The sequence below is a fragment of the Niveispirillum sp. genome, assembly GCF_017996735.1.
GTDB lineage: Bacteria > Pseudomonadota > Alphaproteobacteria > Azospirillales > Azospirillaceae > Niveispirillum.
This window is the reverse complement of sequence record NZ_JAGOGJ010000018.1, coordinates 25,677-48,813: the sequence shown is the minus strand read 5'-3', so window position 1 is coordinate 48,813 and position 23,137 is coordinate 25,677. Positions and strand designations below refer to the sequence as shown.

General features: G+C 65.3%; 18 protein-coding genes. 9 read left to right on the top strand and 9 right to left on the bottom strand.

What is annotated here, in order from left to right; genetic code table 11:
* The first annotated feature begins 2 nt into the window (after positions 1 to 2).
* Genes KBA48_RS08685 through KBA48_RS08670 form a run of 4 tightly spaced genes read left to right on the top strand, consistent with a single transcriptional unit; the run spans position 3 to position 4,577 of the window.
* A complete protein-coding gene (locus KBA48_RS08685; RefSeq protein WP_292905261.1) occupies positions 3 to 1,766 on the top strand; it encodes an ABC transporter ATP-binding protein in 1,764 nt (587 codons plus the stop codon).
* On the top strand, positions 1,763 to 2,074 hold the full coding sequence (locus tag KBA48_RS08680; RefSeq protein WP_292905259.1) for a (2Fe-2S)-binding protein: 312 nt from the start codon (positions 1,763 to 1,765) through the stop codon (positions 2,072 to 2,074). Before KBA48_RS08685 ends, KBA48_RS08680 begins: the two co-directional genes overlap by 4 nt.
* Entirely contained in the window at positions 2,056 to 3,432 is a 1,377-nt protein-coding gene (locus KBA48_RS08675) for an FAD/NAD(P)-binding oxidoreductase (protein WP_292905257.1), read from the top strand. Before KBA48_RS08680 ends, KBA48_RS08675 begins: the two co-directional genes overlap by 19 nt.
* Positions 3,429 to 4,577, top strand: coding sequence for an FAD-binding oxidoreductase (locus tag KBA48_RS08670; RefSeq protein ID WP_292905255.1), 1,149 nt, complete (start codon positions 3,429 to 3,431; stop codon positions 4,575 to 4,577). The genes KBA48_RS08675 and KBA48_RS08670 overlap by 4 nt, the downstream gene beginning before the upstream one ends.
* Before the next feature lie 173 nt (positions 4,578 to 4,750).
* Here the strand turns inward: KBA48_RS08670 and KBA48_RS08665 are convergent, their stop codons facing one another.
* The 6 genes from KBA48_RS08665 to KBA48_RS08640 all read right to left on the bottom strand — a co-directional run bounded on the left by KBA48_RS08665 (position 4,751) and on the right by KBA48_RS08640 (position 12,251).
* Entirely contained in the window at positions 4,751 to 5,644 is an 894-nt protein-coding gene (locus KBA48_RS08665; protein WP_292905253.1) for a hydroxymethylglutaryl-CoA lyase, read from the bottom strand.
* Between the two features lie 40 nt (positions 5,645 to 5,684).
* Entirely contained in the window at positions 5,685 to 6,446 is a 762-nt protein-coding gene (locus KBA48_RS08660) for an ABC transporter substrate-binding protein (protein ID WP_292905251.1), read from the bottom strand.
* 111 nt (positions 6,447 to 6,557) lie between these two features.
* The gene (locus tag KBA48_RS08655) at positions 6,558 to 8,540 is read right to left on the bottom strand and encodes an acetyl/propionyl/methylcrotonyl-CoA carboxylase subunit alpha (protein WP_292905249.1); all 1,983 of its coding nucleotides are present in this window, start codon (positions 8,538 to 8,540) and stop codon (positions 6,558 to 6,560) included.
* Positions 8,537 to 9,310, bottom strand: coding sequence for an enoyl-CoA hydratase/isomerase family protein (locus KBA48_RS08650; protein WP_292905247.1), 774 nt, complete (start codon positions 9,308 to 9,310; stop codon positions 8,537 to 8,539). The genes KBA48_RS08655 and KBA48_RS08650 overlap by 4 nt, the downstream gene beginning before the upstream one ends.
* An 11-nt stretch (positions 9,311 to 9,321) precedes the next feature.
* Positions 9,322 to 10,929: a carboxyl transferase domain-containing protein gene (locus KBA48_RS08645; protein ID WP_292905245.1), complete on the bottom strand. Its 1,608-nt coding sequence runs from the start codon at positions 10,927 to 10,929 to the stop codon at positions 9,322 to 9,324.
* Between the two features lie 149 nt (positions 10,930 to 11,078).
* Positions 11,079 to 12,251, bottom strand: coding sequence for an isovaleryl-CoA dehydrogenase (locus KBA48_RS08640; RefSeq protein ID WP_292905243.1), 1,173 nt, complete (start codon positions 12,249 to 12,251; stop codon positions 11,079 to 11,081).
* Between the two features lie 199 nt (positions 12,252 to 12,450).
* On the opposite strand from KBA48_RS08640, the gene KBA48_RS08635 reads away from it, so the two are divergent.
* Positions 12,451 to 13,041: a TetR/AcrR family transcriptional regulator gene (locus tag KBA48_RS08635; RefSeq protein ID WP_292905241.1), complete on the top strand. Its 591-nt coding sequence runs from the start codon at positions 12,451 to 12,453 to the stop codon at positions 13,039 to 13,041.
* Positions 13,042 to 13,076: 35 nt separating this feature from the next.
* Here the strand turns inward: KBA48_RS08635 and KBA48_RS08630 are convergent, their stop codons facing one another.
* Positions 13,077 to 15,443, bottom strand: coding sequence for an FtsW/RodA/SpoVE family cell cycle protein (locus tag KBA48_RS08630; protein ID WP_292905239.1), 2,367 nt, complete (start codon positions 15,441 to 15,443; stop codon positions 13,077 to 13,079).
* 174 nt (positions 15,444 to 15,617) lie between these two features.
* On the opposite strand from KBA48_RS08630, the gene KBA48_RS08625 reads away from it, so the two are divergent.
* From KBA48_RS08625 to KBA48_RS08610, 4 genes are read left to right on the top strand one after another with little or no spacing between them, the layout of a single operon-like run.
* Positions 15,618 to 17,018 (top strand): hypothetical protein, encoded by a 1,401-nt coding sequence (locus KBA48_RS08625; protein ID WP_292905237.1) that lies wholly within the window; start codon positions 15,618 to 15,620, stop codon positions 17,016 to 17,018.
* 3 nt (positions 17,019 to 17,021) lie between these two features.
* A complete protein-coding gene (locus KBA48_RS08620; protein WP_292905235.1) occupies positions 17,022 to 17,525 on the top strand; it encodes a hypothetical protein in 504 nt (167 codons plus the stop codon).
* Positions 17,515 to 18,825, top strand: coding sequence for a hypothetical protein (locus KBA48_RS08615; protein ID WP_292905233.1), 1,311 nt, complete (start codon positions 17,515 to 17,517; stop codon positions 18,823 to 18,825). Before KBA48_RS08620 ends, KBA48_RS08615 begins: the two co-directional genes overlap by 11 nt.
* Positions 18,826 to 18,832: 7 nt before the next feature.
* Complete coding sequence (locus KBA48_RS08610) at positions 18,833 to 19,636, top strand: hypothetical protein (protein ID WP_292905231.1); 804 nt, start codon at positions 18,833 to 18,835, stop codon at positions 19,634 to 19,636.
* Positions 19,637 to 19,771: 135 nt separating this feature from the next.
* Here KBA48_RS08610 and KBA48_RS08605 read toward each other — a convergent pair whose 3' ends face one another.
* Together KBA48_RS08605 and KBA48_RS08600 are read right to left on the bottom strand one after the other, a co-directional pair.
* Positions 19,772 to 21,232 carry a caspase family protein gene (locus KBA48_RS08605; protein ID WP_292905229.1) on the bottom strand — a complete coding sequence of 487 codons (1,461 nt, stop codon included), beginning with the start codon at positions 21,230 to 21,232 and terminating at the stop codon, positions 19,772 to 19,774.
* A 23-nt stretch (positions 21,233 to 21,255) separates the two neighbouring features.
* Positions 21,256 to 23,106, bottom strand: a complete 1,851-nt coding sequence (locus KBA48_RS08600; protein ID WP_292905228.1) for an SUMF1/EgtB/PvdO family nonheme iron enzyme — start codon at positions 23,104 to 23,106, stop codon at positions 21,256 to 21,258.
* Positions 23,107 to 23,137 lie beyond the last annotated feature (31 nt).

The window sequence follows — 23,137 nt, the reverse complement described above, 5'->3', positions numbered from 1 at the left end:
CCATGCAAACACATGTCGAGGTCCGGGGCCTGAATGTCGTTGCAGGCGGCACCACCATCGTGGCGGATGTCGGCTTCTCCATCCCGCGCGGCGGGGTGCTGGCCCTGATCGGGGAAAGCGGGTCGGGCAAGACCACCATCGCCATGGCCCTGATGGGCTATGCCCGCCTGGGCTGCCGCATCGCGGGCGGATCGGTGCGGGTCGGCGATACCGATGTCCTGTCACTGGACGAGGACGGGCTGGCGGCCTTGCGCGGCGACCGAGTGTCCTATATCGCGCAGTCGGCGGCGGCGTCCTTCAACCCCTCCAGGCGCATCATGGATCAGGTGGTGGAACCCGCCGTGAACCATGGGCGCATGGACCGCGCGGCGGCGGAGACCAAGGCGGTTGCCCTGTTCCGGTCGCTGGCCCTGCCCGACCCCGAAAGCATCGGTGAGCGCTATCCGCATCAGCTTTCGGGCGGGCAGCTGCAGCGCCTGATGGCCGCCATGGCCCTGATCACGGGGCCGGAACTGGTCATCCTGGACGAGCCGACCACCGCCCTGGACGTCACCACCCAGATCGAGGTGCTGCGCGCCTTCAAGCAGGCGGTGCGTGAACAAGGCGCCACGGCCGTCTATGTCTCCCACGATCTGGCCGTGGTGGCGCAGATGGCCGACGCCATCGTGGTGCTGAACAAGGGCCGCATCCGGGAAAACGGTTCGGCGGTCCAGGTGCTGCAGCAGCCGGAGGACGAGTATACCCGCACCCTGATGGCGGCGGCGCGGCCTGAGCGGGTAGCGGTGGAGGCACCGAAGGGGGCAGCCGCCCCGCTGCTGGAGATCAAGGGACTGAACGCCGGCTATGCCGCCACGCCCATCCTGCGCGACATCAACCTGACCATCGTGCGTGGCGCCACGCTGGGCGTGATCGGGGAAAGCGGGTCAGGCAAGTCGACCCTGGCCCGCGTGATTGCCGGCCTGCTGCCGCCCACCTCCGGATCGGTGAATTTCGACGGCGCCCGCCTGCCACCGGCCCTGTCCATGCGCAACAAGGAACAATTCCGGCGCATCCAGCTGGTGTTCCAGAATGCCGATACGGCGTTGAACCCGGCCCATTCGGTGGGGGACATCATCGGGCGGCCCCTGACCTTCTATCATGGGCTGAAGGGCGCGGCGGCGACCAGGCGTGTGGCGGAACTGCTGGACCTGATCAAGCTGCCGGCATCGCTGGCCGACCGTGCCTGCGGCGGCCTGTCGGGCGGGCAGAAGCAGCGCATCAATCTGGCCCGCGCGCTGGCCGCCAAACCCGACCTGATCATGTGCGACGAGGTGACGTCGGCGCTGGATACGGTGGTGGGGGCCGCCATCCTGGACCTGCTGGCCGAACTGAAGCGGGAACTGGGGCTGGCCTATCTGTTCATCAGCCATGATATCGCCACCGTCCGCGCCATCGCCGACGACATCATGGTGCTGTATGCCGGCACGCAGGTGGAGACGGGCCGGCGGCAGGGCTATGAGGGCGTGGCCCGCCATCCCTATACCGACCTGCTGATCGGCTCTGTGCCTGAATTGCGGCCGGGCTGGCTGGAGGAACAGGGCGCACGCCCCGCCCCGCCCGCCATCGGACAGCCCAAGGACGGGGCGGACCTGTGCCGGTTCCTGCCGCGCTGTTCCTGGCGTGTCTGCGGCACCTGTGAAGAATTCACCCCGCCCCGGCACCTGACGCCGGGCGGCAACATTATCCTGTGTCATCGGCCAGAGGGCGCATCGGAGGGAGCATCGTGAGCCAAGGGCGCTTCGTACGGCTGGCCGAAAGGGACCGGTCGCCGATCCATATCACCATCGACGGCACCCGCGTGCAGGCCATGGAAGGCGACACGCTGATGGTCGCCATGCTGACGGCGGGCGGCACCCTGCGCCAATCGGAATTCACCGATGGCAACCGGGCGGGCTTCTGCCTGATGGGGGCCTGCCAGGATTGCTGGGTCTGGACCGACAGCGGCCACCGGCTGCGCGCCTGTTCCACCATCGCCGAGGATGGCATGTCCGTCACCACCAGCCAGCCGGGGGCATCATGGGCCAACCACGGGTGATTATCGTCGGCGCCGGCCCCGCCGGCGTGCGGGCGGCGGAAACCATCGTCGCCGCCGGTCTGACACCCATCGTCATTGATGAGGGGCGGCGCGCTGGCGGCCAGATCTATCGCCGCCAGCCGGAGAATTTCCGCCGCGCTTACACGGACCTGTACGGGACGGAGGCGCCCCGCGCCAAGTCCGTGCATGACGGGTTCGACGCCTTGCGCGACCGCATTGACTACCGGGCCGAAACCCTGGTCTGGAACATCGCGGATGGCCATGTCTGGACCGCCAGCGGTACCGCGCAGGAGGCCATCCCCTACGACGCGCTGATCCTGTGTACCGGTGCCACCGACCGGTTGATGCCCATGGCAGGTTGGGACCTGCCCGGCACCTATAGTCTGGGCGGGTCACAGGTCGCGCTGAAGGCGCAGGCCGTGTCCATCGGGTCGCAGGTGGTGTTTCTGGGCACAGGCCCGCTGCTTTATCTGGTGTCCTCTCAGTATATCAAGGCCGGCGCCAAGGTGGCGGCGGTTCTGGACACGTCCAGCTTCACCGCCCGCATTACCGCCCTGCCCGACCTTCTGGCCCTGCCGTCGGTCCTGTGGAATGGCATCGCCCTGACCCGCGCCATCAAGGCGGCGGGCGTGCCGCTGCTGACCGGTGTCACGCCGGTGGCGATCAGCGGCGATGCCAGGACGGGGGTCACGGGCGTCACGGTACGGCTGGGTGATGGCAGCGAACGGCATTTCGCCGCCGACGCGGTCGCCATGGGTTACCATCTGCGTCCGGAAACACAATTGGCCGATCTGGCCCGCTGCACCTTCGCGTTCGACGAGTTGACCCGCCAGTATCTGCCCGTGCGGGACCCGGATGGCCGCGCCGACGCGCCCACGCCGCTTTATCTGGCGGGCGACGGTGCCCGTGTGCTGGGTGCGCGCTCGGCGGAGGCGTCGGGGAAGCTGGCGGCCCTGGCGGCGCTGTCCGATCTGGGTCAGCCCGTGGACCAGGGTGCCATCATCATGCTGCGGCGGGAGGTGGGTCGCTATGGCCGCTTCGCGCGGGGTCTGGCCAAGGCTTTCCCCTGGCCGCACCAGCAGGCGGCCGCCCTTTCCGACGATACCATCCTCTGCCGCTGCGAATGCGTGACGGTGGGTGATGTGCGCCGGACCATGGATGTGACGGGGGCGGCGGAAACGAACCGGACCAAGGCCTTCAGCCGGGTCGGCATGGGCCGCTGTCAGGGCCGTTACTGCGGGCATGCGGCGGCGGAAGTGATCGCCGCGCATGGTGAGTTCCCGGTTGCCGATGCCGGGCGTCTGCGCGGTCAGGCCCCGGTGAAACCCCTGCCCATCGCCATCGGGGAGGCGGAATGATGTCCAATCCCGTCACGCATAGCGATGTGCTGATCATCGGCGGCGGCCTTATGGGCTCCTCCGCCGCCTTCTTCCTGCGCCATACCCATGGCAAATCCGTCACCCTGATCGAAAGCGATCTGGTGGGGCGGCAGGCCAGCGGCACCAATTTCGGCAATGTCCGCCGCCAGGGACGGCCCATCCATCAGTTGCACCTGGCCAACCGCTCCCTGGAAATCTGGCGCAAGGCCAATGAGTTGCTGGGAGCGGATGTCGAATATCTCCAGTCCGGGCATATCCGCGTCTGCTATCGCGAGCGGCCGGAAAACATCGGCAAGATGGAGGAATATGCCGTCGAGGCGCGGCAGAACGGCCTGGATCTCGAAATCCTGACCGGCAATGCGCTGCGCGACCGGTTCCCCTTCTTCGGCACCGACGTGGTGGCCGGCTCATATTCCGCCATGGACGGCCATGCCAACCCACGTCTGGCGGCCCCGGCCTTTGCGCGGGCGGCACAGAAGCTGGGCGCACAGGTGTTCGAGAATACCCGCATCGGCCATGTCACCAAGGTCGGCACCGATTTTATCGCGACAGCCAAGGATGGGCGCGTGTTCAAGGCGCCCGTGCTGCTGATCACGGCGGGTGCCTGGGCGGGTGAGTTGTCGGCGCAGTTCGGGGAGCCGGTGAAGCTGACGGCGCGCAGCCCCACCATGTCGGTCACCGAACCCGTCCCCTATGCGATTGCCCCGGCGGTGGGGGTGATGACGCCGCTGGAGGTGGAAACCGTCTATTTCCGGCAAGTGGCGCGCGGCAATATTGTGCTGGGCGGGTCCACCCGCGCGCCGGCGGTGGCGGAGACCTACCGGTCCTTCGTGAAGCCGCAGAACACCCTGACGCAGTTGCAGCAACTGCGGCGGTTGGCGCCGGCCCTGGCGCGGCTGAACATCATCCGCGTCTGGACCGGCATCGAAGGCTATATGGATGACAGCCTGCCGGTGATGGGGCCGAGCGCCACGACCAGCGGCCTGTTCTATGCCTTCGGCTTCTCCGGTTCCGGGTTCCAGATCGGGCCGGGCGTGGGCCAGACCATGGCGGAACTGATCGCCACGGGGGCCACGGGTATCGACCTGTCGCATTACCGGGTAGAGCGGATGAAGGCGGGGTGAGTGGGGGGTGTTCCCTCACCCTCCCAAGCCCTGGCGGGCTTGGGCCCCTCCCTCTCCCACTGCGTGGGCGAGGGGCGAAATTCCGCACGACAGCTTGTTAAGCCCCTCGCCCGCTTGCGGGAGAGGGAGGGGCCCGTTGGCGTCAAGCCAATGGGAGGGTGAGGGTCGGCCCCCTATCCCCGCGCCGCCAGTGCCCTTCCCACCTTGCTGCCATTGGGTCGGCCCAGTTCGCCGCTGATCCATTCGCCGATGGCGGCCAGCGCGTCCAGGTCCACGCCGCTGGACAGGCCCATGCCGTTCAGCATGTAGAGCACATCCTCCGTCGCGACATTGCCCGACGCGCCCTTGGCATAGGGGCAGCCACCCAGGCCGGCCACGGCCCCGTCGAAGACACGGGCACCCAGTTCGATGCAGGCCAGGATATTGGCCAGGGCCTGGCCATAGGTGTCGTGGAAATGCAGGGCGATGCGACCCGTGGGCACATCTTCGGCCACACGTTTCAGCATGGCGCGCGCGGCGCGCGGGTTGCCGACGCCGATCGTGTCGCCAAGGCTGACCTCGTAACAGCCCATGGCCATCAGCCGGGCCGCCACGTCCGCCACCCTGGCGGGATCGACCGCCCCCTCATAGGGACAACCCAGCACGCAGGAGACATAGCCGCGCACCTTCACGCCGGTCAGTCTGGCGCGGTCGATAACAGGGCGGAACCGTTCCAGGCTTTCGGCGATGGAACAGTTGATGTTTTTCTGGCTGAAGGCTTCGGATGCTGCACCGAACACCGCCACCTCCGTCACGCCCACGGAAAGCGCCGCCTCCAGCCCCTTTTCATTGGGGACCAGCACGGGATAGGTGACGCCGGGCCGGCGGGTGATGGCCTGCATCACACCGGCGCTGTCGGCCATCTGTGGCACCCATTTCGGGCTGACAAAGGCCCCGGCCTCCACCAGGGACAGGCCCGTGGCAGACAGGCGGTTCACCAGTTCCACCTTGGTAGCCAGCGGCACCAGGGTCTTTTCATTCTGCAGCCCGTCGCGCGGGCCAACCTCGACAAGGCGGATGTCGTGCATGATCACGTCCGGTTGGGGATATCAGGAGGATTTATCAGGATCAGGTGGCCTTGGCCACCGTGGGGCCGCTGCCGCTGGGGCGCTTGGCAAGGACGGTGTCGATCTGCGCCATCATATCCGCGAAGGGGGAGGAGCGGCCGATACAGAGATGGTAGGGCTGGGTTGTCAGCGTATTGGGCAGTTCGACCAGCCGTGACTGGAATTCCGTATTGGTCAGGCGGACCCGCATCGAAACGGCATTGTCCACCAGCGCATCGACCCGGCCATTGGCGACCAGCCGCATGGCCCCCGTCAGGTCCGCCGCCCATTGGATATCCAGCCCCAGCGGGCGCAGATTGGCATCGGCCCAGCCCGACCCGATATAATGGCCGATACGGAAGGGCTTCAGATCTTCCAGCCGGCGCACCTGACGCAACGCATCCAGCCGCGGATTGTCCGGCGCCGCAATGACACACATGGGGAAGGTGAATACCGGCCGGGCGCTGGCCAGCACATAGCCAAGCCGTTCCGGGGTCGGCACGGTCAGGAAACCATCGGCCTCCCCGTTGCGGACCATGGCCTGTGCGCGTGCCCAGGGGAAGCCCTGATGCTCCACCCCGAGCCCCAGCTTGTCCCGGAACAGATTGTCGGCCGCATCCACGAACATGCCGTGTACCTGACCGCTGCTGTCCAGTTGCGAGAAGGGAGCGAAATCGCCGAAATAGACCATGCGGAAGGTAGCAGGCCGCGCCAGCGCCGGACGCCACAGGGGGAGCGTCCCGGCGACGGTCAGTCCTCTCAGGATTGTCCTTCGAGAGAACATGGTGGTTCCTCACCGTGCCCGACTTGGGAATCAAGTCTACCCCCATTTGGCACCAAGGGAAATGAAGTTGAAAGCGGGCTCACATGAAATTTTCATGCAAGCCTGCATGTCTCACGCGGCCTCGAACCCGACCAGTTCGACGCCTTCGCTGACCTGATCCCCCACCGCATAGCGCAGATGGGTGACCTTGCCATCGGACGGCGCCTTCAGCGTGTGTTCCATCTTCATGGCTTCCAGCACGATGACCGGCTGCCCCTTGGTCACCGCCGCCCCCTCCTCCACCAGCAGGGCGATCACCTTGCCCGGCATGGGGGCCGTCAGGCGGCCATGGCCGCCATGGTCAGCGTGGGCGCCCGCATGCGGATCGACCAGCGACAGGGTGCGTGTGCTGCCCGCATGGAACAGGGTCACATGGTCGCCCCAGCGTACCCAGCGCGCCGTGACACGCACGCCGTCCAGCGTGGCCGACAGGGTGCCGTCGGCGGACAGGCTACCCGACACGGATAGGGTGCGGCCGGCGGCGGCAATGGTGAAGCCGGGACGCGCCCAGGTGACATCCACGGTGTGCGTTACCCCCTCCTCCCCGGCTTCAGCCCACTCGATCCGGTCGCTGGCGGGCAGATTCAGCAGGAAGCCGCCGACGGCGTCCCACGGGTCATTGCCGCCCGTCCGGCGCGACAGGGTTAGGCCCAGGCTGAACAGGGCCAGCGCCTCGGCCGATGGCGCCGTGGCGGTGGGCAGCAGGTCGGCCTCATACCGCTCGATAAAGCGGGTATCGAGGTCGGCCGCCAGGAAGCCCGGATGGGCGGCCACGGCGGACAGGAACGGCACATTGGCATTCAGACCCGCCACCTCCGTCTCCGCCAAGGCCTTTTCCAGGCGGCGCACGGCGCTATCGCGATCCTTGTCCCAGACGATCAGCTTGGCGATCATCGGGTCGTAGAAGATGGAAATGGCATCCCCCGCCCGCACGCCGGTATCGACGCGCACATGGTCCCCCTGGTCGGGGAAGCGCAGATGCGCCAGCGTGCCCGTCTGCGGCAGGAAACCCTTGGCCGGGTCTTCGGCGTAGAGCCGGACCTCAATGGCGTGGCCGTTGATGGCAAGCTGTTCCTGGGTCAGCGGCAGGGGTTCGCCTGCCGCGACGCGAAGCTGCCATTCGACCAGATCTTGCCCGGTGATCTTCTCCGTAACCGGATGTTCCACTTGAAGACGGGTGTTCATCTCCATGAAATAAAAGGAACTATCCGTATCCAGCAGGAATTCCACCGTGCCGGCGCCGACATAGCCGATGGCCTTGGCGGCGGCGACAGCGGCCTGGCCCATGCGGGCCCGGATGGCGGGGTCCATGCCGGGGGCCGGCGCTTCCTCCACCACCTTCTGGTGCCGGCGCTGGATGGAGCAGTCACGCTCGAACAGGTAGACGCAGTTGCCATGGCGGTCGGCGAAGACCTGGATTTCCACATGGCGCGGGCGGGCCAGATATTTCTCGATCAGGACACGGTCGTCACCGAAGCTGGCCTTGGCTTCGCGCTTGGCGGAGGCCAAAGCGGCGGGGAACTCATCGGCCGAACCGGCGACCTTCATGCCCTTGCCGCCGCCGCCGGCCGATGCCTTGATCAGCACGGGGAAGCCGATGCGGGCCGCTTCTGTCGCCAGCAGCGTGTCGTCCTGATCCTCACCATGGTAACCCGGCACCAGCGGCACACCGGCCGTTGCCATCAGGGCCTTGGCCTCCGACTTGCCGCCCATGGCGCGGATGGCGCTGGCCGGCGGGCCGATGAAGACCAGACCGGCGGCCGCCACGGCATCGGCGAAACCCGCATTTTCCGACAGGAAGCCATAGCCGGGATGGATGGCGTCTGCGCCCGTGGCCTTGGCGGCCGCGATGATCTTCTCGCCCAGCAGATAGCTTTCGCGGGCCGGGGCCGGGCCGATATGCACGGCTTGGTCAGCGGTGGCCACATGCAGGGCATTTACGTCGGCATCCGAATAAACCGCGACGGTGCCCAGGCCCAGACGGCGGGCGGTACGCATGACACGGGCGGCAATCTCGCCACGATTGGCGATGAGGACTTTTGAAATCCGGCTCATTTCACCCATCCCGGCTGGCGCTTGTCAAAAAAGGCGGACAGGCCCTCGCGGCCTTCCCCGCCCGACCGTGCATCGGCGATGCGGGCGGCAGTGTCGGCCACCATGGCATCGGTCACCGGCCCGTCAACGGCGCGGATCAGATCCTTGGCGGCGGCCAGGGCCAGGGGGCCGGCGGCCAGCAGATGTTCGATCTGCCGTTCCACGGCGTCGTCCAGCCCGTCGCTGCCCACCACCTCATGCACCAGACCCAGGCGGTGCGCCTCCGCCACGCCGAACCGCTCGGCCGTCAGGAAATAACGGCGGCAGGCGCGCGCGCCCATGGCGGCCACCACATAGGGGCCAATGGTGGCGGGGATCAGGCCCAGCCGCACCTCGGTCAGGGCAAACTGCACCGGGTCGGCCGCTATTGCGATATCGCAAGCCGCCACCAGCCCCACCGCACCGGCAAAGCAATGGCCATGGATCACGGCGATGGTGGGTTTCGGCAGTTCGTTCAGGGTGCGCAGCATGGTGGCCAGACCGATGGCGTCGGTCAGGTTTTCCTCCCGGCTGTAGCCGGCCATGCGGCGCATCCAGTTCAGGTCGCCCCCGGCGGAAAAACTTTTGCCGTTCCCGCGCAGAACCACGACGCGCACGGACGGGTTGGCACCCAGGTCGTTGAATTTGGCGGTCAGGCCGGCAATGACCTCTTCATTGAAGGCATTGTGGATTTCGGGGCGGTTCAGGGTGACGGTTGCCACCCCACGATCATCGATTTCAGTCAGGATCATGGTATCCCCCCTCACATCCGGAACACGCCGAACTTCGCCGGCGGAATGGGCGCGTTCAGCGCCGCCGACAGCGACAGGCCCAGGACCGACCGCGTATCAGCCGGATCGATAACGCCATCATCCCAGAGGCGGGCCGACGCGTAATAGGGATGGCCCTGCTTTTCATACTGCTCGCGGATCGGCGCCTTGAAGGCGGCCTCATCCTCCGCGCTCCATTGCTTGCCGGCCGCTTCCATCCCGTCACGGCGGACGGTGGCCAGCACGGTGGCCGCCTGTTCCCCGCCCATGACAGAGATGCGGGCATTGGGCCACATATAGAGGAAGCGCGGGGAATAGGCGCGGCCGCACATGCCATAATTGCCGGCACCGAAGCTGCCGCCGATAATCAGGGTGATCTTCGGCACATTGGCGCAGGCCACCGCCGTCACCAGCTTGGCACCGTCCTTGGCGATGCCCGCATTCTCATACTTGCGACCCACCATGAAGCCGGTGATGTTCTGCAAGAACAGTAGCGGGATCTTGCGCTGGCAGCACAGTTCGATGAAATGCGCGCCCTTGACGGCGCTTTCGCTGAACAGGATGCCGTTATTGGCGATGATGCCGACAGGCATGCCCCACAGGCGGGCGAAGCCGCAGACCAGTGTCGTACCGTAATTGGCCTTGAATTCATCCAGTTCCGACCCGTCCACGATGCGGGCGATGATCTCGCGCACGTCATAGGGCTTGCGCGTGTCGGTGGGGATGATGCCGTAAATGTCGTCAGCGCTGTAAAGCGGCTCACGCACCGGCTTGATATCCACTTCCGGGTTCTTCACCCGGTTCAGGTTGCCGACGATGCGTCGCGCGATACCCAGCGCATGGCCGTCATCGGTGGCCAGATGGTCGGCCACGCCGGAGATGCGGGTATGCACATCACCACCGCCCAGATCCTCCGCCGACACAACCTCACCCGTTGCCGCCTTCACCAGCGGCGGGCCGCCCAGGAAGATCGTGCCCTGGTTCTTGACGATGATGCTTTCATCGGCCATGGCCGGCACATAGGCGCCGCCCGCCGTGCAGGAGCCCATGACGACGGCGATCTGTGGCACGCCATTGGCCGACAGGGTGGCCTGATTATAGAAGATGCGGCCGAAATGGTCGCGGTCGGGGAATACCTCGTCCTGATTGGGCAGGTTGGCCCCGCCGCTATCGACCAGATAGACGCAGGGCAGGTTGTTTTCCCGCGCAATATCCTGCGCCCGCAGATGCTTCTTGACCGTCAGCGGATAGTAGGTGCCGCCCTTCACGGTCGCGTCATTGGCGACGACCACGCATTCCTGACCATTGACGCGGCCGATACCGGTGATGATGCCAGCGGCCGGCACATCGTCGGCATAGACCTGATAGGCGGCCAACTGACTGAATTCCAGAAAGGGGGTGCCGGGGTCCAGCAGGGTGTGCACCCGGTCACGGGGGCTGAGCTTGCCACGGGCCAGATGCTTGGCCATGGATTTTTCACCGCCACCCTGGGCGATGCGGCCAATGGTGGCTCGCAGGTCATCAACCTGCGCCTTCATAGAAGCGGCGTTTTCGGCGAAGGCCGGGCTGCGCGGATCGATACTGGTGGGAAGGACGGGCATTTCAGGGGCCTTCCTGTGGGGGGATGGTATTCCCTCACCCTCCCAAGCCTTCCGGCTTGGGGCCCTCCCTCTCCCGCAAGCGGGAGAGGGAGGGGCCCGCCCGCGTCAGCGGGTGGGAGGGTGAGGGCAATCAGAGGGGCGGAAGGCGCTTACGCCGTTTCCTTGAACAGTTCGCGCCCGATCAGCATGCGGCGGATTTCGCTGGTGCCGGCGCCGATCTCGTACAGCTTGGCGTCGCGCAGCAGGCGGCCCGTCGGGTATTCGTTGATATAGCCGTTGCCGCCCAGGATCTGGATGGCGTCCAGCGCCAGTTGCGTAGCCTTCTCGGCGGCCAGCAGGATGGCGCCGGCGGCGTCCTTGCGGGTGATGCGCTTGGCGTCGGCCGCGCGGCCTACAGCATAGACATAGGCGCGGCAGGAATTCAGCGCGACATACATGTCGGCGACCTTGCCCTGGATCAACTGGAACTCGCCGATCGACTGGCCGAACTGCTTGCGTTCATGGATATAGGGCACGACCACATCCAGGCAGGCCTGCATGATGCCCAGCGGGCCGGCGGCCAGAACCGCGCGTTCATAATCCAGGCCCGACATCAGCACGCGCACCCCGCCATTCAACTGGCCCAGCACGTTCTCTTCCGGGATTTCGCAATCCTCGAACACCAGCTCGCCCGTGTGGCTGCCGCGCATGCCCAGCTTGTCCAGCTTCTGCGCCACCGAGAAACCCTTGAAGCCTTTTTCCACCAGGAAAGCGGTGATGCCGCGCGGGCCGGCATCGGGGTCGGTCTTGGCATAGACGACCAGAACATCGGCGTCGGGGCCGTTGGTGATCCACATCTTGGTGCCGTTCAGGACGTAACGGTCGCCCCGCTTGTCGGCGCGCAGGCGCATGGAGACGACGTCGGAGCCGGCCCCCGGCTCGCTCATCGCCAGCGCTCCCACAAAATCACCGCTGATCAGCTTGGGCAGATAACGGCCCTTCTGGTCGGCATTGCCGTTAAGGCGGATCTGGTTGACGCAGAGGTTGGAATGGGCGCCGTAGGACAGACCGACGGAAGCCGACGCGCGGGAGATTTCCTCCATCGCCACCATATGCTCGATATAGCCCATGCCGGCGCCACCATATTCCTCCTCCGCCGTCACGCCCAGCACGCCCAGGTCGCCCATCTTCTTCCACAGGTCCATGGGGAACTGGTCCGTACGGTCGATCTCCGCCGCGCGGGGCGCGATCTCGTCCGCCGAAAAGGCAGCGACGGCATCACGCAGGGCGTCCACCGTCTCACCAAGACCGAAATCGAACATGGGAAGGCTGTTACGCAGCATGAGCGGGGCGTCCTCTGTTGATTGTCAGCCCGGATGCGGGCCCGTTATAGAAACGGTCATACGTTTTTTTATTGGCCGTTTCAACAAGGAATCCTGCGGGTCCTGCGCCGCGATGCATGCGTGGATTCCTGTTGACGGCGCCCCCTCGCCCGCCGCAGTTTGCGGCGAGGATGATTCTGTCAATGAAGAGAGGCCGTTGATGGCCCGTACCGCCGGCAGCCATGGGCCGAAAACCATGGAGGCGATCCGCAAGGCGGCGCTGACCCTGATCTATCGTAAAGGGTACGAGGCCATCACGCTGCGCCAACTGGCCGACGCGGTCGGCATTCAGCCGGGGTCGCTCTATAATCATGTCCGCAACAAGCAGGACATCCTGTTCGATCTGGTCCATGACCATATGACCACCCTGCTGGCGGAGGTGCAACAGGCGGTGCCGGCAGGGGCCACGCCGCTTGCGCAATTGGAAGCCTTCATCGCCTTCCATGTGGGCTATCATATCACCCGGCGGGAACAGGTGTTCATCGCCAATTCGGAGTTGCGCAGCCTGGAGGCGGGTAATCACGCCGCCATCGTGGCCCTGCGCAAACGGTATGAAGGGGTGCTGATCGACATCCTGCGCCGGGGGGCGGAGAATGGTTCCCTGCGCGCCGAGGACCCGACCATCGCCGCCTATGCCATCCTGTCCATGCTGACAGGCATCTGTTCCTGGTACCAGCCATCGGGCCGGAAGTCGGCCGAACAACTGGTGACGATGCACCGCGACCTGATCCTGCGCGGGATCGTTACCTAGGCCGGGTCCAATCTTCACACTGGCGGTCTTCCTTCCTACGCTTCCCTTGCCGCACGCTGCGCCATAAGCCCCACCCAGAGGGCCGGAACACCGAAGCACAGGGTGTGAAAATTGGCATAGGCGATCCAGGACATGGGCTGTCCCATGACGGGCAGCAGCCCCAGCGGATTGGCCCAACCGACCAGCCATTGCATGCCAAGCGCGGTGGCCATGCCCAAACAGAGGTGCCCCAACAGCAGGCCCCCATCAGGCGCGGTGCCGTGGGCCGGCGGCGCCCAGACAAGCTGCAATCCCGCCAGCATCAGGACGACCACTATCGCCGCCTGCGCCGCCGCAAGCGCTGCCGCCAATAAGATGCCGAAACGGGCGATGACGAAGGCGCCGACAAAATCATGATGCACGGCGGCGATCCGGCGCTCCACTCCGTTGGGTCCGAACCACTCCCCGGGGTCCGGCAGCAACGGTGCGGTACGTATGGCGTTCCAGGCATCCAGAAGCTGGGCCCCCCCAATCTGGTTATAGTAAGGGTCGAACCAGGTGTCGAACCGCCCACCCCCGACCTCACCCAGCATTTCAAGCAGGGGCTGCGGATTACTGAACAGGCCGAAGGAGAGGGCTGCCGCCAGAACCACACCCGGCAGCAGCAGCACCCAGCCCAGCGGACCGAAATTCCGGCTTTCACGGTGCGCAGCCAGCGCATGCAGCAGCAGCCCGGCCCAGCCACCCAGCAGGATGAAGCCCAGGGTCAGAAGCGGCGACATGTCGCTCACTGCCAGGAACGCACAAGCCAGCCCAATGAACAGAAGTATCCAGGTCACGCACCACGATGCCAGCCGCAGGCGCGACATCTCCCTCCCCCCCTCACGCAGAAGGCGGCCAAGCGCGGCGGCCAGGGCGGCCGTGATGACAGCGACGGCCATCTTCACGAATTCCGCCGGCTGAATGGAGGCGACGCCCCGTTCCGACCCGAGGGCGACCAGGATCAATGCCGCTACCCCCACGACGAAGATCAGCCACACCAACGGCGCCCGTTTCCAATCATAGGCGACCATGTCCAGGGTGAAGCCCTCCAGAACTCGCATCTGCGGGGCGAACGGCACCAGGGACAGCAGGCAGAAGGCCAGGGCGCTGCCGGCCACACCCAAGGCCGTATGTCGGACCAGGATGCCCACCGCCCCCTCGGCCCGACCGCCGGCCACCATCTGCCCCTGCGCCAGCAGCCCGACGGCAGCCATGAACAGCAACAGACACCAGACGAGCCCCCCGGCCCCGCGCAGCCAGCCGCCGATCGCCAGACACAGAGTGGCGAAGGCCGCTGCCATTCCCGCCACCCCCATCCAGAACAGCGGATCATCCGTACCCGAGCGCACCACGCCGTAGACCGCCTGCGCGCCCAGGCACAACAGCCACAGCGCCGCCCCGTGGTGCCACAGCACCGGCAATTCGGCCCGCCAGGCCAGATACAGTCCCCCCGTGATGACCAGAAACAGCAAACCAGCGAGCAGCGGTTGCAGCGGATCATTGGCCAGTGCGATCAGCGCGGCCAAGGTTCCCGGCCGTTCCAGCAGGGTTCCCGGTCCTTCGAACCGCAACCCGTCACCCGCCAAAGGGTCGGACAGGAGCGGCCGGCCGGTACGTGCGTGCAGGATCAGATCTCCCCCGTTCATCTCCATCTCGAAAAGGGTCGGCCCCACCATCAACCTCTTCACAGCCGGAAGTTCCACAGGAAGCGGGCGCTGGTGACGCACCAAGCCCGGGAAGCGGCCAGCATCAATCCACACCTCCCCGTCATCCGTTACGTCGAGACGCAGAGAGCCCAGAGCAACGTCCGAGAGGGGCCAGCGTCCGGGACAGGCGACATTGCCACCGATCGCCAATGTCCAGCCATGCTGGCCAAACAGCTTACGAAACATATCCTTCAGCCCGATCCATAGCCTTTCCGCGCCCCCGGCCTTCGGGTTGCAATCATCCACCTTCAGCGGGCCATCGGGCACCGGTATGCGGGCCGGGTCCAGGTCGATACGACCGCCGCCGACCCGATCCACCAGAAAGGTGCTTTTCCCCTCCATCGCGACAGCCAGCGAAAAACCGGCACCCGTCAGGCCATCACCTGGAAAAAGCCGGTAGCGGTAAAGCGACTGGAAATCCTCTCCGCGGTCGACTTTCAAGTCCAGCCCCGGACGAAGGGGAAGCACGCGCGGTACCGCATCGGGTCTATCGCGGATCAGACGCAGAACCGGGCTGTCATCCGGATAGAGTCCAAGGTGTGCCGGTGACAGGTCCAACCCTTCGCCGGGAGGGGGCAAGGACAGATGCACCTCCGTCACCCGATAGCCAAGCGTGGCACGATCCGCCATCTCCCCCGCCAGCAAGGTCGTGACGGCCAGAATGACCAGCGCCATGAGAAAGGCCATCCCTGACCCGGTCGATGAGAATGTACGCATGATCCCCCCTTCATCTGGCTTCTTCTCAAATATCGGGATGGTCGGAGGCAGCACAGTCAGGTCATTTTCCGGTTGCGGGGAGCAGGCCTTGTCCACATCCTGCGTTGCACCAGCGACATGGGGGAGAATTGAATGACCCGCGAACCAAACGCGCCGAAGCTCAGTCCGCATCAACGTCTGGCCCACCTCCTGGCCCACCTGCTAAGTTCCCCCTCAGGTGGGGGGGCAGGCGTGGTGCATCCCTGGCGTATCCAGAAAAGTCTGATGGACTATCTTTGCGGCAAGGGCCGCCGCCTGTTGCGGCTACCCGATGGCGCTGATTTCGACACGCGCGCTGACCGGGCCGACCTCTATCTGCGTATGGTCCTGCACACGCCCATCCGGCTGACGCGGGGGCGCCACCCCAGCACAGGGCACAAGGCCCTGGAACTGCTTTGCCAGCGGGTAGACAGGGCACACTGGGACGAGGCGGTGGTGACCCCCCATCATGGCGGCGCGCGGGCTTTGGACCCGGAGTTGCGGCGGATCGGGGAAGCGTTCGGCCTACTTCCACGTTCGTCCCATCCCATGGCGGAACCGTTCGGCCTGAACGTGAGAAAAATGAGCGCGCCCATCACCGACTGGATTGGGCTCTGGGATGTCATAAGTTGCGGACCGACGGCCTTGCTGCCCTGGTCTTCCAACGGAAAGACCGCCTTCATCGATGTTGCCGGCGATGCGATGCAGAATTTGGACCGTACATTTCGGGAATTGGTGCGGTTGGGCGTCGATCCCGCCGCCTATTTCCACCGGATCGGCAGCCGCCGCGTCGATCCACCGGAAATCGAGCCGCCCGAAGGCTGGCTTGCCTCCCTGTCACAGTTGCGGGCTGCCAACAACCTGCGCCGGATCGCCTTCGATAAGGCAACGCGACATGGCGAGCCAAAGGATTCCCTGACCATCTGGCAGCAGGTCTGGGACGATCTGGCGAAAGATCCAAAGACGGACGGCAACCCGGTACCGGGTTACAAAAGCCTGGAAGCGTTCCTGCATGGAGAACTGGGCAAGCTGTCCATCGGGCATCTGCGCCCGGATCGCACCGTATCCTATGACGTGCTGGCCGCGACCATCCCGACAGAGGAACAGGCGGATGCAGCCGGCGACGCGCCGGACTGGCTGGACAGGTCCGGCCCCGCGAACGATCGGTATGCTGATGACGATGAGGAGGGGGAAGATGGCCACAACCCGGAAACCGAAGAGACGGGACGGCAACGGGGCGAAGCCGGAGGCGGCACGCTCAGCCTGGAAAAGATGATCGAACAGGCGCAGAAGGCGCGCGACGAGGGACGGATCGACAAGGTCGAGCACAAAGCTTTGCTCTTCATCCTGAACGGCACGCCCCAGAAGGACTACACAAGCAAGATCAAGGGATTATCGTCCCGCATCGAAGCGGACGGCGCCATCGGCCTGGACCAGTGGCTGCACCGCCTGATCGTGAAGTTCCGGCAATTGCCCGCCAATACGGCGGCCCCGTCCACTGACGGAGAGGATTGACCCATGACCACAGACAACAGCACCGGCAAGCCTGGCACGGAGCCCGGCATCTGGGAACGGTTCAGCAGGACGCTGGAGATCCATTACTGGGATGCCCGCCTGCGTGATGAAGGCTTTTTCGACCCGCTGGGCACGGTGGACACCGTGGAAAGCTTTGACTTGCGGCAGTTGGCGGCCAGCCCGGTCGCCGAGCCGACGGTTCCCATTGGCGAACTGATCATCGATCCCACTGACAATCTGGCCATGCTGGTCGCGGCCAAACAGGGCCGGCTGACGGTCACCCTTCAGACCCGCGGTTCCTATGCCATGGAGCGGCTGAGCCGGCGTTGGGTGCGTATCGTCAGCGGCAATGCCGCCATCGATACCCAGACAAGTTTCGATGACGAGGGACAGGCGGTAATTACTCTGGCCGACACGACGGACGTGCGCACCGGTCTGGCCGACCTGCGCGTCGATGCCCTGGAATTCCATATGACAAGCGGCGCGGATGCCGGCGATGAAACGTGACCCTGTCGGCCTGCTGATCCCGTTGCCGGCCACCGGGGCGGCGGAGCCGAAACCGCTGGGCGTTATCGCCCGGCTGGTCGCGGACAGCGGCAATATCCGGTACGCGGAGGCCAGGGCCGCCGATATGGATTTCCGTGTCTATGCGCTGAAGGATGCCAAGCTGAGCCAGCGGGGCCTGGATGCGCTGAAGGTCCTTGCGGCCTGCCACTTCACCACCCGCTTGCCCTGGCCAGGCTGGGTCCAGCGCGAAATGGCGCATTTCGCGCTCTGGGTGGAAAATGCCGCCAATGTCCAACTTCTGTCGCAGCAGAACAGTGAAAGTGCCACGCTGGGCATCGCCCTGACGGCCCTGGCCTTCATGGCGGGACAAAAGCTGCCCAATGTGGCGGCCACGGGCAATCTGGCCGTCGATCCGGCCCTGATAAATGATGCCCGGGTTGTCCCGGTGGGCCTGATTAACCGCAAGCTGCGGCTGCTGGAAGAGGCCGTCCGGGCACAGCCGCCCACCCCAGACAGGCCCTGGCACCTGTTCCTTCCCCGGCAGGAGCCGGTGAAAGGCCCCGAGGGCCAGCCCCCGGCCTTGCGGGATGTGGCGGCGACCCATGCCGACCTGATCGCCCGGCTGACAGACCTGGGCGCCCGGGTCCATATCGTGGATACACTGCGCGAGGCGGCCGGCATCCTGGGCATCACCCATATTGTGGAGCCGCCGCGTCTGGTCCGCGCCCGGCGGGTGGGGGCCGCCGTCCTTCTTCTGCTGGCCCTGGCCGGATACGCACAATATTGGCTGACCCGTCCCGTTTCGCTGTTACCGGCCGATCCCCGCGATCAGGTGCCAGTGCGCATGGCTTGGCGGAATACAGCACGCGATGGTTTCGTGGAACGGCCCGCATGCATTGTGGACAATCTGCCCGCCTATCGTGTGGGGGAGTATCTGCGCCTGTCGCTGGATGCCAGCCGTGACGGGGCGCCGGCATCTGTCCATGACATGTTGGTAACGCTAAGCCGGTCGGGTGAGATCAAGGTGACGCCCGGCGCGGGCGGCCCCCGGACCCGCATCACCCATGACGTTCCCTTGTTGCCGCCGGCGCAACCCGGAGCCGTCATGGTTCTGGCCTGGAACGGACCGCCACCGGCGCCTGATGGGCTGTATGAAGCGGCGGCCGAAGCCATGAAGAAGGCAGGAACAGAGGGGGAGCGGCTGCGCCTGGCGGTCAACCGTCTGGCGGACATGGCGCCCGGCCATGTCACCCATTTCATCACCCTGCTGGATCGCGATGATCCCCAATGCCCGGAGTGACCAGAGGATGCGTCCCCTTCCCGTTCTTGCCGCCTTCCTGACCCTGGCCCTGGCGCCTGCTGCCACCGCCGCGCCGCCCCTGGTCATGGGTTTCGCCGCCGGATCGGCGGAACTGGAACTGGGGCCGAACCAGGCCGGCTGGATACGGCTTCTGGAACTGGTGCGCCGCTATGGCCAGGATGACCGGGCGGGCTTCCGCTGGCTGGTCCCCCCCGGTACCGATCTGGCGCTGGCGGAGAAAAGGGCGGCGACCCTGGCCCTGCTGCTGGGCCGGCCGGCGCCCTGGCCGGTACGGGTAGCGGGAAGCGCCGCCGGTATCGACCGGCTGGAACTGCGCACGGCACCGGCCGACGCACCAACAGCCCCCGCCTGCCCCTGGGTGCTGACCATCAAGGATACCGCCCTGCCAGCCACGATTGACGGGACGGAAACCGTGATCCACCAGCCCCTGTCGGTGGATGGCACCGTCAGCCTGGGTGCCAGCAGCCTCTACCGTCTGTCGGCCCGGCCACCCCAGGGACTGACGGGCGTCGTCCTGCTGGGCAACGGGCCTGCCGGCGGCGCCACCGCCCGCCTGCCGGCGGCTGACTGGCATGCCGCACCGGCCGGCAATGAGGCCGTAACGCTGCACCTGCTGTCCCTGCCCGCCATCCCGGTGGAAGTGGCCTCCCTGCCCGAACGGTCACCCGGCGCCGTCCCACCGGCCAGCACCGTCAAGGCCTTCGGCGACGACACCCGCCAGGACGCCCTCCCCCTGACCCGCCTGCCCGACAACCTGAGGTGCCGGCTGGTGCTGAAACGGCAGGGGTAGATGGAAGGGGATGATGCTGGTGATCGAGCCATTCTCTCAACCGGGTAACCACTGCCGTCGTATTGCCAATATGCTTCAACATGGCCAAATAAATAACAAAATTTAGATAAAATTACAAAATACAATATATTTATTCTACCTAAACCAAAAATAATCAAACATGAGATATCCATCTATATTCACAGATAAAGACACACCATTCTTTCTATCGATTATGGATTGCAATAGCATTTCATTAAACTCATGCTTTCCATCGACCGGTCGACCGTCCAAACGCTCAATTACATTGCCAGGACGCAGACCCCACACCCCACTTGAGCCAGGATTCTTAAGGTTTCTTATAACGACCACGCCCTTGACACTCGGCTTTATATTAAACTCCCGACGACGCCGCTCCGTCAGATCCGCCACTATCAGGCCGAGCGGTACGGATAGGGTATTCTCGTCCATCTGCACAGGCGGCTTCGACAGGACGTCTACCTGCACAGGCGGCTTCGACAAGGCAAGGACCACCTGCCCTTCCGCCCGGCCACCGCCCTGATCCTCCACGCGGTAGGTGAAGCGCAACTCCCCCTCGATATTTGCCGGCACCTCGGCCAGCAGACTGCGCCCGTCGGGGGCAACCCGCACCTCGCCGGCCTTCGGCTGGGTGACGGCGACGATCCGCAGCGCCCCACCGGCCGCCGCCTTGTCATTGTCCAGCACGCTCAGCCTGTGCTGACCACCGGGCTGCACCGTCCACTTGTCATCCGCCACGGTGGGGCGATCAAGCACCGGCGCCTCCACCGGCAGGGGCAGCCCGGCAAGATAGATGGCCTGCCCGCCGGTGGAACCATAGGTGAAGGGAATCTGCCGGCCACCGGTCGCCCTCACCACATCATCGCGCACGCGGCCGAACAGCAGGTTCAGTTCCAGACCCGGTGTCACCAGATGCGTGGTCAGGGCCTTGACGTAGGGGCTGAGATTGCCTGTTCCATCCAGGGCAACGTCACCGGCGCGAGTGGCATAGGCGACCAGGGTATTGCCAACTCCGTCCAGGCCCGCGATCTGACCCAGGCCCTTGCCCACCGCAACCGACTTCGTCCCACTCGTTGCCTCAAGAGCCCGCGCAAAAGGATTGTCGCGGCAGGCATCCAGGATAAGCAACCGTAACCCGGTCGCCCCGGCCATGGCCTCCACCATCGCATCGGCCAGGATGGCCCGGCGGTGCAGGTCACGCTTCGTGGACAAGGAGATATCAACAGGCAACAGGTAATTAACCCCATCCACCTGCAACCCGTGGCCCGAGAAATAGATGACCGCCTGTTCCGCCCCCGCCGCCATGCCGGCAAACCGGTCCAGCAACCCGTCCATTGCGGCCACGTCCAGATCGTCGCCACCGATGACGCTGAAACCCATCCCGCCCAGCGCCCTGCGCATCGCCGCCGCATCATTCAGAGGATTTTGCAGCACGGGCGCCCCCTTGTAGGCACCGTTGCCGATGACCAGCGCCACTTTCCGCCCCGCCTCAGATTCCTGCCTTATATTGCCCAATGCCGCCGGGATAGCGCCAAAGAGCAGCACCAAGAGCAGGAAACCGACATGGCGGATGGGCATCACGGACTCCAGGAAAGGATGGATCACTTATCCGGCAGGGTACGGGCGACGCGGAAGCCAACATCGTCGTTGCGTAAATTGGCTTCGGCACTCCTGCGACTGGAGGAGCGGAGTTCAGTGGGGACGTCGAGATAGGAGCCGCCCCGGATGACACGCGGGCACCCCGCCTTCTCAGGGGCCTTCGTGCCGTCATCCGGCACGTTGGCATAGCTGGTGGCGCAGTCAGCCACCCATTCCGCGACATTGCCATGCATATCGTAAAGATCGAAATCGTTGGCCTTGAACTCCCCCACGGGCACCGGTTGCGGCGCGTACCCCGCCGGAAGCGTCAATCCCACCGTCAGATAATTAAAATTTGCATGTTTTGGTTGCAAGAAGTCGCCACTACTATAATCAGTCTGCGAGTCCGCCCGTGCCGCATATTCCCACTCCGCCTCCGTCAGCAGGCGATAGGGATTCTTGATCCTGCTGGTCACCTTGCTGTTGAGCCAGCGGACATAGGCCTGGGCGTCGTTCCAGGACACCCGCACAATCGGCAGATTAGCGGTAGGAACATCCTCCCCCTCGGGATCGCGCTGCACAAAACCTCTGCAACCTCCGTCAGTGACACAATCATCCCACTCCTGGCGTGTTACCTCCGTTGCACTGACGGCGAAGGGTCTCTGGATTGTGACCTTGCGTTGTGGCCGCTCCATGGCCCGGGCCGGATCGTCGCTATCCGTGCCCCGCAGATAATCACCCGTCCACAACCGGACCATCACCGGGCATTCATAGCATTCGGTGAACAGGTGCGGCACCTCCTGTGGTTCCGACCAATCCTCTCCGTCGACAACACGGTTTCTCCCCGTGACGATGATCTCATCAAGGGTACCGGTCGATATCTCTTGTTTTGAAAGCTGCTTCGGCGGCGCCTCCAGTACAAGCACTCCCGTCGGCAGCGGCACGGGGACCGCTGAACCCAAGGCGGCCATACGGTAGCGGACTGCACGCGCATATAGCCCATCGGGGAAGCGCCCGAGATACCGTTCGAGCGCGGCTGCATCGCGGCTGTTCTTCACGCTCTCCCACAGGGCCGCCTCCGACTGCCCTCCCTCTCCCGCGCGGGGCGGCAGCAGGAAGGCGGGTCTCGCCAGATTGACATTGAACCAGGGCTTCTGCGCTACCCCCTGCTTCTGCACAAGGTCTGTCACTTCGTACAGGATATCATCCACACGCCGGGCCGCATCCTTGCGCAGGGCCGTCAGCAGGGCCTGGGTGAACACGCCGTTATGCCCCTTGCCATCCGACGCGGTTGATCCCGGGGCGGTGGCAAAGGCGACGACGGTTCCTTCGCCCAGCCGCCCCTGATCCACCGGCGCCAGGCCGCGGCTGGCGGCACGGCTGCGCGCGGGCAGCGGGTTGTCGCGGCAGGCATCCAGCAGCAACAGGGTCAGGCCGGCCCCCCTTCCCTCCAGGCTGCGCTGCAGCGTCGCCAGGGACGGCGCATTCTCAGGCAGATCTTCCCGTTCACGGATATCCTGATCATCGGCCGGCAGCATGTAGTTCTGGCCGTCGAACTGCACCCCATGGCCCGCAAAATAGAAGACCACCGTGTCCCCCTTGCGCACCATGCCGCCCAGCTCACGGATCGCGCGCAGCATCTCCGCCCGTCCCGCATCACGCAACGCGCCCCCTCCCACTAGGGTGAAACCCAGGTCGGAGAGGGTTTTGGCCATGTCCTGCGCGTCGTTGCGGGGGTTGACGAGATCAGGACTGACGGAATAGTCGCTATTGCCGACCACGAGCGCCAGGCGCTGCGGCACTGACTGTGCCCAGCCCGTCCCCACCGGCAGCAGCAGCGCCAGAACGCATAGAATTCTCACCACCAGACCCATCACCCGTCCCCATCCAACCGGTTTTCTGGTT